A 15,108-nucleotide genomic window follows, 5' to 3' on the forward strand; every position below is an offset into this window, starting at 1 on the left:
CCATGACGACCACCACCACCGAATCCCCCGCCGCCACCACGGCGGAGACCGTCCTCGACGCACGCGGCGTCACGATGCGCTTCGGCGGCCTCACCGCCGTCAAGAACGTCGACCTCACCGTGCGCAGCGGCGAGATCGTCGGCCTCATCGGCCCCAACGGCGCCGGCAAGACCACCTTCTTCAACTGCCTCACCGGCCTCTACATCCCCACCGAGGGCGAAGTCCGGTACAAGGACAAGGTCCTGCCCCCCAAGTCGTACAAGGTCACCGCGGCCGGTGTCGCCCGCACCTTCCAGAACATCCGTCTCTTCAACAACATGACGGTCCTGGAAAACGTCCTCGTCGGACGCCACACCCGCACCAAGGTCGGCCTCTGGGCCTCCCTCCTGCGCCTCCCCAGCTTCGGCCGGGAAGAAGCGGCGAGCCGCGCGAAGTCCATGGAACTCCTGGAGTTCATCGGCCTCGCCCACAAGGCCGAACACCTCGCCCGCAACCTCCCCTACGGTGAACAGCGCAAGCTCGAAATCGCCCGCGCGCTGGCCAGCGACCCCGGCCTCATCCTCCTGGACGAGCCCACCGCCGGCATGAACCCGCAGGAGACCCGGGCGACCGAAGAGCTCATCTTCGCCATCCGGGACCAGGGCATCGCCGTCCTCGTCATCGAGCACGACATGCGCTTCATCTTCAACCTCTGCGACCGCGTCGCGTGCCTCGTCCAGGGCGAGAAGCTCATCGAAGGCACCGCCGCCGAGGTCCAGGGCGACGAGCGCGTCATCGCCGCCTACCTCGGCGAGCCCTTCGAAGGCGCCCCCGGCGCCGAAGAAGTCGCGGAGGTCGAAGCGGCGGAGGCACACAGCACCACCAGCACGGACGGAGAAGACCGGTGACCGCACTCCTCGAGGTCGAAGACCTCCGTGTCGCCTACGGCAAGATCGAAGCCGTCAAGGGCATCTCGTTCAGCGTCGACGCCGGTCAGATCGTCACCCTCATCGGCACCAACGGCGCCGGCAAGACGACGACCCTGCGCACCCTCTCGGGCCTGATCAAACCGCGCGGCGGCCAGATCAAGTTCGAGGGCAAGTCGCTGAAGAAGACCCCCGCGCACGACATCGTCGCGCTCGGACTCGCCCACTCCCCCGAGGGGCGGCACATCTTCCCGCGCATGACCATCGAGGACAACCTCCTCCTGGGCGCCTTCCTCCGCAAGGACAAGGACGGCATCCAGAAGGACGTCCAGCGCGCCTACGACCTCTTCCCGATCCTGGGCGAGCGTCGCAAGCAGGCCGCCGGCACCCTCTCGGGCGGCGAGCAGCAGATGCTGGCCATGGGCCGCGCGCTCATGTCCCGGCCGAAGCTGCTCATGCTCGACGAGCCGTCGATGGGCCTCTCGCCGATCATGATGCAGAAGATCATGGCGACCATCGCCGAGCTCAAGTCGCAGGGCACCACCATCCTGCTGGTCGAGCAGAACGCCCAGGCCGCGCTCTCGCTGGCCGACCAGGGCCACGTGATGGAGATCGGCAAGGTCGTCCTGTCGGGCCCGGGCCGCGAGCTCCTCGTGAACGAGGACGTCCGCAAGGCGTACCTCGGCGAGGACTGAGCACTCCCCCGTACGAGTGAGGCCCGCCCCCGGATCCTGGATCCGGGGGCGGGCCTCATTCGTGTACGCGCTTCGGAGCTACTCGCCCTTGCCGGCGGCGGTCTTCTTCTCCTCGGCGTCCTCGATGACCGCCTCGGCGACCTGCTGCATGGACATCCGGCGGTCCATGGAGGTCTTCTGGATCCAGCGGAAGGCGGCCGGCTCGGAGAGCCCGTACTGCGTCTGCAGGATGCTCTTGGCGCGGTCCACGAGCTTGCGGGTCTCCAGGCGCAGCGAGAGGTCGGCGACCTCCTTCTCCAGCGCGCGGAGCTCGGCGAAGCGGGAGACGGCCATCTCGATGGCGGGGACGACGTCGCTCTTGCTGAAGGGCTTCACCAGGTACGCCATGGCCCCGGCGTCGCGGGCCCGCTCGACGAGGTCGCGCTGCGAGAACGCGGTGAGCATCAGCACGGGGGCGATGGACTCCTCCGCGATCTTCTCGGCGGCGGAGATCCCGTCCAGGACGGGCATCTTCACATCGAGGATCACCAAGTCGGGGCGGTGCTCCCGAGCCAGCTCGACGGCGGTCTGCCCGTCACCGGCCTCACCGACGACGGCGTAGCCCTCCTCCTCGAGCATCTCCTTGAGGTCGAGACGGATGAGCGCCTCGTCCTCGGCGATGACGACGCGCGTCGTCAGCGGCGGAACGTGCGACTGGTCGGCGTCGGGCGTGGGCGTCGACTCGTGCTCGGCGGTCACGGAGGCTCCTCGTTGCGGGGCTTAACAGCTCCCCTGAGCCTACCTAGCTCCTGTAAGGTGGTCTCGCGCAGGGCTCCTACGAGCCTTCGTTTCTTAGGCCCCAGTACTCCAATTGGTCAGAGAGGCCGCTCTCAAACAGCGGACAGTGTGGGTTCGAATCCCACCTGGGGCACATAACTTCGATTCCATGGTCACGCGGCTTCGCGTGACCATCACTCTTTCCGGCGAAGCTCGCGAAAATCGACCCCGCGAGTGCCACAGACGCAGCAGCGTCGTCCGTATGTACGACCTCACCACACGCCTGCACGCGCTCAGCCTGCTCACTGATGGCCGCAGCTTGAACTCCGTCAGCAAGGAAACCGGCATATCCCGCGCCGCGATCCGCTCCTGGCAGTCTCGGGCTGAGCCCCTCCCCCGCATGCTCAACCAGTCTGCCCCCTGCACAGCCCCCACCGACGAGGCCTCGTACGCGTACCTCCTCGGCCTCTACCTCGGTGACGGGTGCATCAGCCCCCAACCTCGCGGCGGATACCAGCTCCGGATCGCCTGCGCAGATGCCTGGCCCGGCCTCATCGAACAGTGCCGCGTGGCGGTCCGAGCCGTCCGCCCCGGCGACAAGGTCTACCTGCTCCAGCGCCAGGGCCACGTATCCGTCACCAGCTACGGGCGGCACTGGACTTGCCTGTTCCCACAGCACGGGCCGGGCAAGAAACACGAGCGGCGGATCATCCTCGAACCGTGGCAGCAGGACATCGTCGACGCTCACCCCTGGGAGTTCATCCGGGGGCTCATTCACTCCGACGGGTGTCGGATCACCAATTGGACCGTCCGCAACGGCAAGCGCTACGAGTACCCCCGGTACTTCTTCACCAACAAGTCCGACGACATCCGTCAGCTCTGCACGGACACCCTGACCAAGGTCGGCGTCCAGTGGACGGTCCTGGCACGCGGCAGCGCCCCCTTGAACGTGTCCATCGCCCGCAAGGCGTCCGTCGCGCTCATGGACACCCACATCGGGCCGAAGTACTAGCGCAGGTCACCGCTCCAGCGGGGCCCCGGCCGGCGAGCGGGGCGGCCACGCCCGCACGCCCCCTGCTTGGGCGGTGAGCGAGCGGTTCACGGTAGTGGCCATGGCGTGGGCCATGCGCTGGTAGAAGCGCCACAGGAACGGGTCTCCCGGCGAAGGCGCCTGAAACCTGATTGATGCCCCAGAACACGGGTGGGGCGATCAGCGCCGGTACCTGGTGCCGGTCGAGCTCGTCCTTCACCATCCGGCACAGCTGGTAGGCGCCGTAGGCGTCGGTGCCCAGCGGCAGATGGGGGCCGTGCTGCTCGATGACACCCGTGGGCAGCAGGACGCACGTGCCCGCGGCGGCGGCCGCCTCCACCTGCGGGTATGTGAGGTCGGCCATCGTCCCGGCGAAGACCGAGGATCCACTGTGCATGTACTTCCTCCGTACGCGATGTCATGACCGGCCTGATCGCCGATCATGATCATTTTCGCCAGGGTGCGCAGCCGCTCACGAGCGGCGCCTACGCCGGAAATCACGCCTACGCCTTGTAGGGAGGTCACAAATGGCCTCTGCGGCGAAGCGGGCGCCGGCGCAGGCTCTGGGCTTCTTTCACGTGCGGGTCGCGAGGCCGTGGAGGACGGTGGCCACGTGCGCTTCCGCGTCGGCCGGGTCGAGGGGGGCGTGGGCGATCAGGAGGCGGTACCAGAAGGGGCCGAAGACCAGGTCGGTGGCGTGGGCGAGGTCGGTGGTGGCGGGGAGTTCCTCGCGGGTGATGGCCCGGGTGAGGAGGGTGGCGACGACTTCGCGGCGGGTGGCTACCCACGCGCGGAAGGGTTCGGCGAAAGCGGGGTCGAGCTGGGCTTCTGCCATGAGGCCGGTGAGGGCTCTGGTGCGGACGGGGTCGCGGCCGATGCGGTAGAGGTCGGCGACGAAGGCGGTGAGGTCGCCGGCGAGGGTGCCCGTGTCGGGTTCGGGGACGCGGATGGTGGTTTCGTGGGCGTAGGCGTCCATGACGAGGGCGGGTTTGGACTTCCACCAGCGGTAGACGGTGCTCTTGGCGACGTTGGCCCGTTTGGCGACGCCTTCGATGGTGAGGGCTCCGTAGCCGTTCTCGACGAGGAGTGCGGCGGTGGCTTCGAGGACGGAGTGGTGGGCGTCTTCGTTGCGGAGGCGGCCGCCGGTGCGGGGGGTGCCCGAAGGAGTGATTGACACGGCATCACGATAAGCCCTGGCGTTTTATCGAAACGCGGCGTAGCGTTTCGATTGAAGGATCGGATGGACCGGCACTGGATCAGGGGGCGGAGCCATGGGCAAGATCGTGATCGCGCACGGGTACGGGATGAGCGGCGGGGAGCACTGGTATTCGGCGGTGGGTGAGGAGTTCGCCGCCGAGGGGCACGAGGTGCGGATTGCGAACTTCCCCGAGCCGTTCGCGCCGGAGGCCGATGCGTGGCTGACGGCGCTGGAGGCGGAGACCGCGGCGGGTGCGGAGGAGGCGCCCGCGGCCGAGACGGTGCTGGTGGGGCACAGCCTGGGCGGGGTGAATGTGCTGCGGTTGCTGCAGCGGCACGACACGGAGGCCGAAGGGGCGTTCGCAGGCGTGGTGTTCGTCGCGTCGATGTCGGGCGAGGTGGGGTATGACGCGCTGGCGCCGTTCTTCACGCCGGAGTTCGACTGGCGGAAGATCCGCAAGGCGGCGCGGGAGTTCCGGGTGCTGCACGCGGCGGATGACCCCGTGACCGGGGCGCAGACCGGTGAGCATGTGTTGCGGTTCGTACGGGAACTGGGCGCCGAGGCGCGGGTGACCGCGTCGGGCGGGCACTTCCCGAGTACGGGTGAGAGCCGGTTGGAGTTGCCCGACGCGGTACGTCTTATACGTGAGGTGCTGTAGGCCTGCGGGCGGCGTCAGCGGACCGCGTCGCCGATGTGGTGGACGCGGACCAGGTTGGTGGATCCGGTGACACCGGGGGGCGAGCCGGCGGTGATGACGACGACGTCGCCGGGTACGCAGCGGCCGATGCGCAGGAGCTCTTCCTCGACTTGGGCGACCATCGCGTCGGTGGAGTCGACGTGGGGGCCGAGGAAGGTTTCGACGCCCCAGGTGAGGTTGAGCTGGGAGCGGGTGGAGGGGTCGGGGGTGAAGGCGAGGAGGGGGATGGGTGAGCGGTAGCGGGAGAGCCGGCGGACGGTGTCTCCGCTCTGGGTGAAGGCGACGAGGAATTTGGCGCCGAGGAAGTCGCCCATTTCGGCGGCCGCGCGGGCTACGGCTCCGCCTTGGGTGCGGGGCTTGTTGCGGTCGGTGAGTGGGGGGAGGCCCTTGGCGAGGATGTCTTCCTCGGCGGCTTCGACGATGCGGGCCATGGTGCGGACGGTTTCGACGGGGTATTTGCCGACGCTGGTCTCTCCGGAGAGCATGACGGCGTCCGTGCCGTCGATGATGGCGTTGGCGACGTCGGATGCTTCGGCGCGGGTGGGCCGGGAGTTGTCGATCATCGAGTCGAGCATTTGGGTGGCGACGATGACGGGCTTGGCGTTGCGCTTGGCGAGTTTGACGGCTCGCTTCTGGACGATGGGGACTTGTTCCAGGGGCATTTCGACGCCGAGGTCACCACGGGCGACCATGATGCCGTCGAAGGCGGCGACGATGTCGTCGATGTTTTCGACCGCCTGGGGCTTTTCGACCTTGGCGATGACGGGGAGGCGTCGGCCTTCTTCGTCCATGATGCGGTGGACGTCTTCGATGTCGCGGCCACTGCGGACGAAGGAGAGGGCGATGACGTCGGCGCCGGTGCGCAGGGCCCAGCGGAGGTCTTCGATGTCTTTTTCGGAGAGGGCGGGTACGGAGACTGCGACGCCGGGGAGGTTGAGTCCCTTATGGTCGGAGACCATGCCGCCCTCGATGACGAGGGTGTGGACTCGGGGTCCGTCGACTGCGGTGACTTGGAGGGTGACGCGGCCGTCGTCTACGAGGATGCGTTCGCCCGTGGTGACGTCGGCGGCAAGGCCCTTGTAGGTGGTGCCGCAGGTGTGGCGGTCACCTTCGTGGTCTTCGACGGTGATGGTGAATTCGTCGCCGCGTTCAAGGAGTACGGGTCCTTCGCGGAAGCGGCCCAGGCGGATCTTCGGGCCTTGAAGGTCTGCGAGGACGCCGACGCTGCGGCCGGTTTCGTCGGAGGCCTTGCGTACGCGCTGGTAACGCTCCTCGTGTTCGGCGTAGGTGCCGTGGCTGAGGTTGAAGCGGGCGATGTCCATTCCGGCTTCGACCAGGGCTTTGATCTGGTCGTATGAGTCGGTGGCGGGGCCCAGGGTACATACGATTTTCGCTCGGCGCATGGGGCGAGCGTATGCCCCTACCAGGGAGTAGGAAATTGGTTCCGGGTGTCCACCCAACAACCTTTGAGCAAAAGGTTGTTGACAATTGTTGAATGTGCATGGGGGTGCTCTGATGAGCACCCCCGGGGCGCCGGTCGTTCAGGATTTCACAGCTGGGGAGGGGTCATGGTGAAGCGCGCGTTCACCTGCGCGTAGACGGTCTGTCGCTGGGGTTCGAGGTCGAGGGCGGGGGCGCCTGCGTCCTCCGTGGCACTGAAGGCCATGGTGCGCATCCCGCCGGCCGCCTGGAAGGGGGCGGCGTTCTCGGCGCCGAGGTCGGCGAGTTCGACGAGGGCGGCGAGGTTCGCGCCGAGGGCGGCCGCGTATTCGCGGGCGCGCTGGACGGCTTCGAGTACGGCCTGGCGGCGGGCTTCCCCGTGGGCGGGGGAGGTGGCGCGCAGGGCCCACCAGGGGCCGTCGACCTGGGTCAGTTCGAGGTCGGCGAGGCGGGTGGTGAGTTCGCCGAGGGTGGTGAAGTCGTTGAGTTCGGCGGTGAGGTGTACGCGTCCGTGGTAGGCGCGGATGCGTTCGTTACGGCCGTGGCGGGTGAGTTCGGGGGTGATGGAGAAGGCGCCGGTTTCGAGCTTTTCGACGGGGTCGCCGTAGCTCTTCACGAGGTCGAGGACGGCGTTGTTGCGGCGGGTGAGGTCTTCGAGGGCGGTGCGCCGGTCGGTGCCGCGGGCGCTGACGGTGATGCCGATGCGGGCGATCTCGGGGTCGACTTCGAGGCGGGCTTCGCCGCGGACTGCGACGCGGGGGACTTCGGGGGTTCCGTAGGGCTGGTGCGATGCGTCCTGGGTCATGGCTTCACTGTCGCACTGGCGCTCGTACGCGTGTGGTCATCGGATCGAAACCTGTGGGGGGTGTTGCGGCTTGTTACTGCTGGGTCAGAATCTACGCGCGTTGTTCACGCCTCAAAAGGGGAGATGGCATGGCATTCGACCGTAGGACTTTTCTGGGCACTTCGGCTGCCACGGGTGCCGCCGTGGCGTTGGCGGGGGCCACGAGCACCCCGGCCGCCGCGGCTGACGGGGTCGCCGGGGCCGCTTCGGCCGCGCGGCCGAAGACGTACGCGTTCACGGTGATGGGGACGACGGACCTGCACGGGAACGTCTTCAACTGGGACTACTTCACGGACAAGGAGTTCGACGACAAGGCGCACAACGACGTCGGCCTGGCGAAGATCTCCACGCTGGTCAATGAGGTGCGTGAGCAGAAGGGGCGGTGCAACACCCTGCTGATCGACGCCGGCGACACCATCCAGGGCACGCAGCTGTCGTACTACTACGCGAAGGTGGATCCGATCACCGCGCGGCGCGGTCCGGTGCATCCGATGGCGCAGGCGATGAACGCGATCGGCTACGACGCGGCGGCGCTGGGGAACCACGAGTTCAATTACGGCATTCCGGTGCTGCGGAAGTTCGAGGAGCAGTGCGACTTCCCGCTGCTGGGGGCGAACGCGCTGGATGCGAAGACGCTGCGGCCGGCGTTCCCGCCGTACAGCATGCACCGGTTGCGTACGCCGCACGGGCGGGACGTGAAGGTGGCGGTGCTGGGTCTGACGAATCCGGGGATCGCGATCTGGGACAAGGCGAACGTGCAGGGGAAGATGACGTTCCCGGGCCTTGAGGAGCAGGCGGCGAAGTACGTGCCGCGGCTGCGGTCGCTGGGCGCGGATGTGGTGATCGTGTCGGCGCATTCGGGGTCGAGCGGTACGTCGAGTTACGGGGACCAGCTTCCGCACATCGAGAACGCGGCTGGTCTGGTGGCGGAGCAGGTGCCGGGGATCGACGCGATCCTGGTGGGGCACGCGCACACGGAGATCCCGGAGTACCGGGTGAAGAACAAGGCGACCGGCAAGGACGTCGTGCTGTCGGAGCCGCTGAAGTGGGGCCAGCGGCTGACGCTGTTCGACTTCGAGCTGACCTGGGCGAAGGGCTGCTGGTCGGTGGCGAAGGTGTCGGCTCGGGTGCTGAACTCGAACACGGCGGTGGAGGACCCGAAGATAGTGGGGCTGCTGTCGGACGAGCACGCCAAGGTCGTGGCCTATGTGAACCAGGTGATCGGTACGTCCACGCAGGCGATGTCCTCGGCGGACGGCCCGGTCAAGGACGTGGCGATCATCGATCTGATCAACCACGTGCAGGCGGAGACGGTGAAGGGCGCGCTGGCGGGTACGGAGTGGGCGGCGCTGCCGGTGCTGTCGCAGGCTTCGTGTTTCTCGCGGACGGCGTCGATCCCGGCCGGACAGGTGACGATCAAGGATGCGGCGGGCCTGTATCCCTTCGAGAACACGCTGGAGGCACGCCTGCTGACGGGTGCGCAGCTGAAGGCGTATCTGGAGTACTCCGCGAAGTACTACGTGCGGACGGCTCCCGGTGAGGTGGTGGATCCGGCGAAGCTGACGAACTCGGAGAGCACGCCGGACTACAACTACGACGCCGTGTACGGGCTGACCTACGACATCGACGTCTCGGAGGCGGTGGGTTCGCGGATCACGGGGCTGTCGTTCCAGGGCAAGCCGGTGGATCCGGCGGCGCAGTTCGTGCTGGCGGTGAACAACTACCGGGCTTCGGGCGGCGGCAACTTCCCGCACGTCCCGCAGGCCAAGCAGCTGTGGGCGAATTCCGAGGAGATCCGCAACACGATCATCCAGTGGGTGAAGGCGAAGGGGACGGTGGACCCGGCGCAGTTCGCGTCCGTGGACTGGCGGCTGACCCGGGCCGGGATACCCGTCTTCTAAACGTTTCTTCCTACGGGTGCTCGACCAGCGGGAGCAGTTCGCCGGCAGGTTGGGGGCGTGTGTGCTCCCGCTGTTCGAGGCCGAAGGTGGTGAAGGCGGTGCGGGTGGGCTGCGGGTAGGGCTCCTTGCCCGTCAGGGTGTTCAGGATGGCGGCGCTGCGCCAGGCGGCGAGGCCGAGGTCGGGGGCTCCGACGCCGTGGGTGTGGCGTTCGCCGTTCTGGACGAAGATGCTGCCGGTGACCGTGGGGTCGAGGATCATCCGGTAGCGGTCGTCGATGCGGGGGCGGCCGGAGGAGTCCTTGCGCAGGTAGGGGTCGAGGCCGGCGAGGAGGCTGGTGAGGGGGCGTTCTCGGTAGCCGGTGGCGAGGACTACGGCGTCGGTGGTGAGGCGGGAGCGAGTGCCTTGTTCCACGTGTTCCAGGTGGAGTTCGACCTTGGTGGTGGCGACGCGGCCGGCGGTGCGGACGCTGACTCCGGGCGTGAGGACGGCGTCGGGCCAGCCTCCGTCGAGGGTGCGGCGGTAGAGCTCCTCGTGGATGGCGGCGATGGTGTCGGCGTCGATGCCCTTGTGGAGCTGCCACTGGGCGGGGACGAGGCGGTCGCGTACCGGTTCGGGCAGGGCGTGGAAGTAGCGGGTGTAGTCGGGGGTGAAGTGTTCCAGGCCGAGCTTGGAGTACTCCATGGGGGCGAAGGAGGGGGTGCGGGCGAGCCAGGTGAGGCGTTCGCGGCCGGCGGGGCGGGAGCGGAGCAGGTCGAGGAAGACCTCGGCTCCGGACTGGCCTGATCCGATGACGGTGACGTGGTCGGCGCCGAGGATGCGCTGCCGGTTGTCGAGGTAATCGGCGGAGTGGATCACCGGGACGGTGGGGGCTTCGGCGAGGGGCCGCAGCGGTTCGGGGACGTAGGGGGCGGTCCCGATGCCGAGGACGAGGTTGCGGGTGTAGGTGCGCCCGAGGGCTTCGGCTTCGCCCTCGGCGTCGAGCTGGGTGAAGTCGACTTCGAAGAGGCCGCGTTCGGGGTTCCAGCGGACGGCGTCGACCTGGTGGCCGAAGTGGAGTCCGGGCAGGCGGCCGGCGACCCAGCGGCAGTAGGCGTCGTATTCGGCGCGCTGGATGTGGAAGCGCTCGGCGAAGTAGAAGGGGAAGAGCCGTTCCTTGCACTTGAGGTAGCTGAGGAAGGACCAGGGGCTGGCCGGGTCGGCGAGGGTGACGAGGTCGGCGAGGAAGGGGACTTGGAGGGTGGCTCCGTCGATGAGGAGTCCGGGGTGCCAGCGGAAGTCGCGGCGCTGGTCGTAGAAGGCGGTGGCGAGTTCCCCGGCACCTTGGTGGGGCAGGCCGTGGGCGAGGGCGGCGAGGGAGAGGTTGAAGGGTCCGATGCCGATTCCGACGAGGTCGTGGGGTGCATCGAGCAAGGCGGTCATCGGTGGCTGCTGCCTTCCAGAAGGTTCACGAGGGCGTCCAGGTCCCCCGCCGTGGTGTGGGGGTTGAGCAGGGTGGCTTTGAGCCACAGGCGGCCGTCGGCGGTGGCTCGGCCCAGTACGGCGCTGCCGTCGAGGAGGAGGGTGCGGCGCAGGGCGGCGATCCGGGTGTCGTCGGCGTGGATGGGCCGGAAGAGGACGGTGCTGATGGTGGGCGCCGCGTGGAGTTCGAAGGCGGGGTGTGCTTCGAGGAGCCGGGCGAGTCGCTCGGCGAGTGCGCAGGTGCGGTCGATGAGCTGGGCGAGGCCGTCGCGGCCCAGGGAACGCAGGGTGGCCGCGATCTTGAGGACGTCGGCGCGGCGGGTGGTGCGCAGGGAGCGGCCGAGGAGGTCGGGTAGGCCGGCTTCGGTGTCGTCCTGGGCGTTGAGGTAGTCGGCTTGGTGGGCGAGCGGTGCCAGCAGGGCGGTGTCGGGGACGGTGAGGATTCCGGCGGCGATGGGTTGCCAGCCGAGTTTGTGCAGGTCGAGGGTGATCGACCGGGCGCGGTTCAGGCCGGCGAGTTTGGGCCGGTGGCGGGGGCTGAGGGCGAGGAGGCCGCCGTATGCGGCGTCGACGTGCAGGTCGGCGCCGTGTTGGTCGCAGAGGTCCGCGAGGGGGCCGAGGGGGTCGATGAGGCCGGCGTCGGTGGTGCCGGCGGTGGCGGTGACGAGGACGGGGCCGGGGGTGGCGGCGAGGGCCTCGGCAAGCGTGGCGGGGGTCAGGATCCCGGTGGGGGTGGGGAGGGCGCGGGCGGGGGGCAGGCCGAGGAGCCAGGCGGCGCGCGGGATGGAGTGGTGGGCGTTGGCGCCGTGCAGGACGGTGAGGTGCGGGCCGTGACGTTCGCGGGCGAGGAGCAGGGCCAGTTGGTTGGCTTCGGTTCCGCCGGTGGTGAGGACGGCGTCGGGGCGGGGGGTGTCGTGGAACTCGGCGGCGAGGGCGCGGGTGAGGAGCGCTTCGATCGTGGAGGCGGCGGGGGCCTGGTCCCAGGAGTCGAGGGAGGCGTTGAGGGCGCCGGCGGCGAGGTCCGCGGCGACCGCGACGGCGAGCGGCGGGCAGTGCAGGTGGGCTGCGCACAGCGGATCGGCGGGGTCTGCGGCGCCGGCGGCGAGGGTGTGCACGAGGGTCCGCAGCGCTTCGTGGTCTCCGTGCCCGTGCTCGGGGAGTACTTCGCCCAGTGCGGCTTCGACGCGGTCGGTCACCGCGTCGGGGCCGCCGGCCGGGAGGGGGCCGCCGCGTGCGCGGGCTCCGGTACGCAGGGCGTCGAGGACGGTGTCGAGGAGTGGCCGCAGGGCCTCCGCGCCGTGGATTCCACCGGCGAGCGGGGCTCTGCCGCTGCCTGTGCCGGGGGACGCTGTCATGGGGTTGTCCTCACGGAAACGGATCGGCGGCGGGCGTTTGCCGCTGAGATGGGGTGGGGCACCCGAGTGGTACAACGATCCGACTCGAATGGGGTAACCGCCCGGGTTTGTGGCGTAGGTGATTTCCAGCCACGCTTGCTCTGGCCTGGCGTCGGCGGACACCTCACGGCCCCGCCCGCCCCGGAAGCCGGCTCCCCCGAGCCCCGGGCCCCGGGCCCCGGCCGCGGGCCCCGGCCCGGGACCGAGCCCTCCCCCGCTGGGGAGGTGGTGGGGATGGGGCCCTGCTTGCTCTCGTAGGAGGGCAGGGCCCCTGGCGGTCAGGGGTGGGTGCGGAGGGCGCGGGCCAGGTCGTCCAGTTGGTCCACGAGCTTGCGGCGCAGGAGGGGGGTGATGTCCGGGTCCTCCAGACAGGCGCGGCCGGCCTGGAGGTTGGCTTCGGTGATCTCGTGGTCGGGGAAGCACCAGCGGCCCGCGGCGTCGGCGATGGCGGGGCCGCGGCGGGCGCCGAGGGCGACGGCTTCGGGGTAGTAGCGGGGCACGTACTCCCGTACGAGATCTGCCTGTTCGGGTTGCCAGAATCCCTGGGCGGTGGCGGTGAAGAGGTAGTTGGACAGGGTGTCGTCGTGGAAGAGCCGGTCCCAGGCGGCGGCCTTGGCCTCGGCCGTCGGCAGGGCGGCCCGGCAGCGGGCGGCGCCTTCCTGACCGGTGGCGCTGGGGTCGGCGGCGAGGGCTTCGGCGATCTCGGGTTCACCGACCGCGCCCAGGACCGACAGGCGGGCGAGGATGCGCCAGCGCAGCTCGGGGTCGAGTTCGGGGCCGCCGGGGACGGTGCCTTCGGCGAGCCAGGCGGCCGGGATCTCGGGCCGGGTCGCGCTGTCGATGAGGGCCCGGACGGCGACCAGCCGCAGGCCGGGGTCGGAGCCGTCCTCGGTGCGCCGCAGCAGGGCGCGGGCGATCGAGGTGAGGGTGGCGAGGGCCCCGGTGCGGTGTTCGGGGGTGAGGTAGCGGGTGGCGATCTGGGTGCGCGCGAAGCCCAGTACGTTCTGGACGATGTCCAGCTCCGTCTCCTCGGGCACGTGGGCTTCGGCGGTGGCCAGGTAGTCGGCGGCGGCCAGTTCCCCGTCGCGGACCATGTCGCGCAGGGAGTTCCAGACGACGGCGCGGGTGAGCGGGTCGGGGATGCGGGAGATGCCGCGCAGGGCGGTTTCCAGGGAGGTCTCGTCGAGGCGGACCTTGGCGTAGGTGAGGTCGCCGTCGTTGAGGACGAGGAGGGCGGGGCGCGGGCCGCCGACCGAGACGACCTCGTCGGAGGGGACGTCGAGGGCGAGGACCTCGCGCGGTTCGAGGTCTCCGTCGGGGCCGTGGTCGTAGAGGCCGGCCGCGATGTGGTGGGGGCGGCTGCCGGTGCGGTCGACGGTGAGGGTCCAGCCTCCGTGGTTCTCCTCGACGCGCGGGCTGAGGGTGTCGATGCCGGTGGTGCGCAGCCAGATCTCGGCCCAGGCGTGGACGTCCCTGTCGGTGTGGGCGGCGAGGGAGTCCACGAAGTCGGCGAGGGAGGCGTTGGCGAACTTGTGGCGGGCGAAGTGGGTGTTGATGCCGGCCAGGAAGTCCTTCTCGCCGAGCCAGGCGACGAGTTGGCGCAGCGCGGAGGCGCCCTTGGCGTAGGAGATGCCGTCGAAGTTGAGGAGGGCGGAGGCGGTGTCGGGGACGGCGGCGGCGTCCGGGGCGACGGGGTGGGTGGAGGGGCGCTGGTCGGCGTCGTAGCCCCAGGGCTTGCGTTCCATGCCGAATCCGGTCCAGGTCTCGGTGAAGCGGGTGGCTTCGATGAGGGTCTGGTAGCCCATGTATTCGGCGAAGGACTCGTTCAGCCAGATGTCGTCCCACCAGCTGAGGGTGACGAGGTCGCCGAACCACATGTGGGCCATCTCGTGCGCGATGGTCACGGCCCGTCGTTGGCGTTCGGCGTCGGTGACGGCGGAGCGGAAGACGTAGTCGTCGCGGAAGGTGACCAGGCCGGGGTTCTCCATGGCGCCGGCGTTGAACTCGGGTACGAAGGCCTGGTCGTAGGAGTCGAAGGGGTAGGGCTCGGTGAACTTCTCGTGGTAGCGGTCGTAGCAGGCCATGGTGAGGTCGAGGATCTCCCGGGCGTCCGCGTCGAGGTGGGGGGCCAGCGAGCGGCGGCAGTGGATGGCGAAGGGGAGGCCTGCGTGTTCGGTTCGGACGCTGTGCCAGGGGCCGGCGGCGACGGCGGCGAGGTAGGTGGAGATGACGGGGGTGGGCGCGGACTTCCAGATACCGGCACCGCCCTCGGCGCGGTCGCCGTCACGCGAGCCGACGCGCGTGGTGATGCCGTTGGCCAGGACGGTCCAGGCCTCGGGAGCGGTGACGGTGAACTCGAAGACGGCCTTGAGGTCGGGCTGGTCGAAGGCCGGGAAGACCCGCTGGACGTCGTCCATGAACATCTGGGTGTAGACGTACGTCTCCCCGTCCGCGGGGTCGGTGAAGCGGTGGAGGCCTTCGCCGGTGCGGGAGTAGCGCATGCGGGCTTCGACGCGCAGCTCGTGGGGGCCTTCGGTGAGGCCGGTGAGCGGGAGGCGGCCGTCGGTGAGGCCGGCCGGGTCCAAGGGGTGTCCGTCGAGCTCGACGGAGCGCAGTTCGTCCGGTTTCAGCTCGAGGAAGGTGTCTCCGGCGGTGCGGGCGGTGAACCGGATGACGGTGCTGGATTCGAACGTCTCGTCGCCGGTGGTGAGGTCGAGGGCGACCGCGTAGTGCCGGACGTCGAGGAGCTGGGCTCGGAGCTGCGCTTCGTTGCGCGTCAATGCGGACAT

At 69.4% G+C, this 15,108-nt stretch carries 13 protein-coding genes and 1 tRNA gene; 6 read left to right on the top strand and 8 right to left on the bottom strand.

Annotated elements, in window-relative coordinates:
• The first annotated feature begins 2 nt into the window (after positions 1-2).
• Positions 3-887: an ABC transporter ATP-binding protein gene (locus J7F03_RS24320; RefSeq protein WP_214952868.1), complete on the top strand. Its 885-nt coding sequence runs from the start codon at positions 3-5 to the stop codon at positions 885-887.
• The gene (locus J7F03_RS24325; RefSeq protein WP_214952870.1) at positions 884-1,600 is read left to right on the top strand and encodes an ABC transporter ATP-binding protein; all 717 of its coding nucleotides are present in this window, start codon (positions 884-886) and stop codon (positions 1,598-1,600) included. Before J7F03_RS24320 ends, J7F03_RS24325 begins: the two co-directional genes overlap by 4 nt.
• Positions 1,601-1,678: 78 nt before the next feature.
• Here the strand turns inward: J7F03_RS24325 and J7F03_RS24330 are convergent, their stop codons facing one another.
• On the bottom strand, positions 1,679-2,338 hold the full coding sequence (locus J7F03_RS24330) for an ANTAR domain-containing response regulator (RefSeq protein ID WP_214952872.1): 660 nt from the start codon (positions 2,336-2,338) through the stop codon (positions 1,679-1,681).
• A 97-nt stretch (positions 2,339-2,435) separates the two neighbouring features.
• Between J7F03_RS24330 and J7F03_RS24335 the strand changes: the two genes are divergently transcribed.
• Both J7F03_RS24335 and J7F03_RS24340 read left to right on the top strand, forming a co-directional pair.
• Positions 2,436-2,510 (top strand) — tRNA-Leu (locus J7F03_RS24335).
• A gap of 108 nt (positions 2,511-2,618) precedes the next feature.
• Positions 2,619-3,368 carry a helix-turn-helix domain-containing protein gene (locus tag J7F03_RS24340; RefSeq protein ID WP_214952874.1) on the top strand — a complete coding sequence of 250 codons (750 nt, stop codon included), beginning with the start codon at positions 2,619-2,621 and terminating at the stop codon, positions 3,366-3,368.
• On the opposite strand, the gene J7F03_RS42725 is transcribed toward J7F03_RS24340, so the two are convergent.
• Entirely contained in the window at positions 3,337-3,783 is a 447-nt protein-coding gene (locus tag J7F03_RS42725; protein WP_214952876.1) for a creatininase family protein, read from the bottom strand. The two genes, J7F03_RS24340 and J7F03_RS42725, sit on opposite strands and share 32 nt — an antisense overlap.
• Before the next feature lie 177 nt (positions 3,784-3,960).
• A complete protein-coding gene (locus J7F03_RS24350; protein WP_214952878.1) occupies positions 3,961-4,563 on the bottom strand; it encodes a TetR/AcrR family transcriptional regulator in 603 nt (200 codons plus the stop codon).
• A 94-nt stretch (positions 4,564-4,657) separates the two neighbouring features.
• Between J7F03_RS24350 and J7F03_RS24355 the strand changes: the two genes are divergently transcribed.
• A complete protein-coding gene (locus J7F03_RS24355) occupies positions 4,658-5,242 on the top strand; it encodes an alpha/beta fold hydrolase (RefSeq protein WP_214952880.1) in 585 nt (194 codons plus the stop codon).
• 14 nt (positions 5,243-5,256) lie between these two features.
• Here the strand turns inward: J7F03_RS24355 and pyk are convergent, their stop codons facing one another.
• Positions 5,257-6,684, bottom strand: coding sequence for a pyruvate kinase (gene pyk, locus J7F03_RS24360; protein ID WP_214952882.1), 1,428 nt, complete (start codon positions 6,682-6,684; stop codon positions 5,257-5,259).
• Positions 6,685-6,830: 146 nt separating this feature from the next.
• Entirely contained in the window at positions 6,831-7,526 is a 696-nt protein-coding gene (locus tag J7F03_RS24365; protein WP_214952884.1) for an SIMPL domain-containing protein, read from the bottom strand.
• A 128-nt stretch (positions 7,527-7,654) separates the two neighbouring features.
• Between J7F03_RS24365 and J7F03_RS24370 the strand changes: the two genes are divergently transcribed.
• Positions 7,655-9,466, top strand: a complete 1,812-nt coding sequence (locus J7F03_RS24370) for a bifunctional UDP-sugar hydrolase/5'-nucleotidase (RefSeq protein ID WP_214952886.1) — start codon at positions 7,655-7,657, stop codon at positions 9,464-9,466.
• Positions 9,467-9,476: 10 nt separating this feature from the next.
• On the opposite strand, the gene J7F03_RS24375 is transcribed toward J7F03_RS24370, so the two are convergent.
• The 3 genes from J7F03_RS24375 to pepN all read right to left on the bottom strand — a co-directional run bounded on the left by J7F03_RS24375 (position 9,477) and on the right by pepN (position 15,108).
• On the bottom strand, positions 9,477-10,886 hold the full coding sequence (locus J7F03_RS24375; protein WP_214952888.1) for a lysine N(6)-hydroxylase/L-ornithine N(5)-oxygenase family protein: 1,410 nt from the start codon (positions 10,884-10,886) through the stop codon (positions 9,477-9,479).
• Complete coding sequence (locus J7F03_RS24380) at positions 10,883-12,280, bottom strand: aminotransferase class V-fold PLP-dependent enzyme (protein WP_214952890.1); 1,398 nt, start codon at positions 12,278-12,280, stop codon at positions 10,883-10,885. The genes J7F03_RS24375 and J7F03_RS24380 overlap by 4 nt, the downstream gene beginning before the upstream one ends.
• 317 nt (positions 12,281-12,597) lie before the next feature.
• Positions 12,598-15,108 (bottom strand): aminopeptidase N, encoded by a 2,511-nt coding sequence (gene pepN / locus J7F03_RS24385; protein ID WP_214952892.1) that lies wholly within the window; start codon positions 15,106-15,108, stop codon positions 12,598-12,600.

The sequence above is a fragment of the Streptomyces sp. ISL-43 genome, assembly GCF_018614195.1.
Classification (GTDB): domain Bacteria; phylum Actinomycetota; class Actinomycetes; order Streptomycetales; family Streptomycetaceae; genus Streptomyces.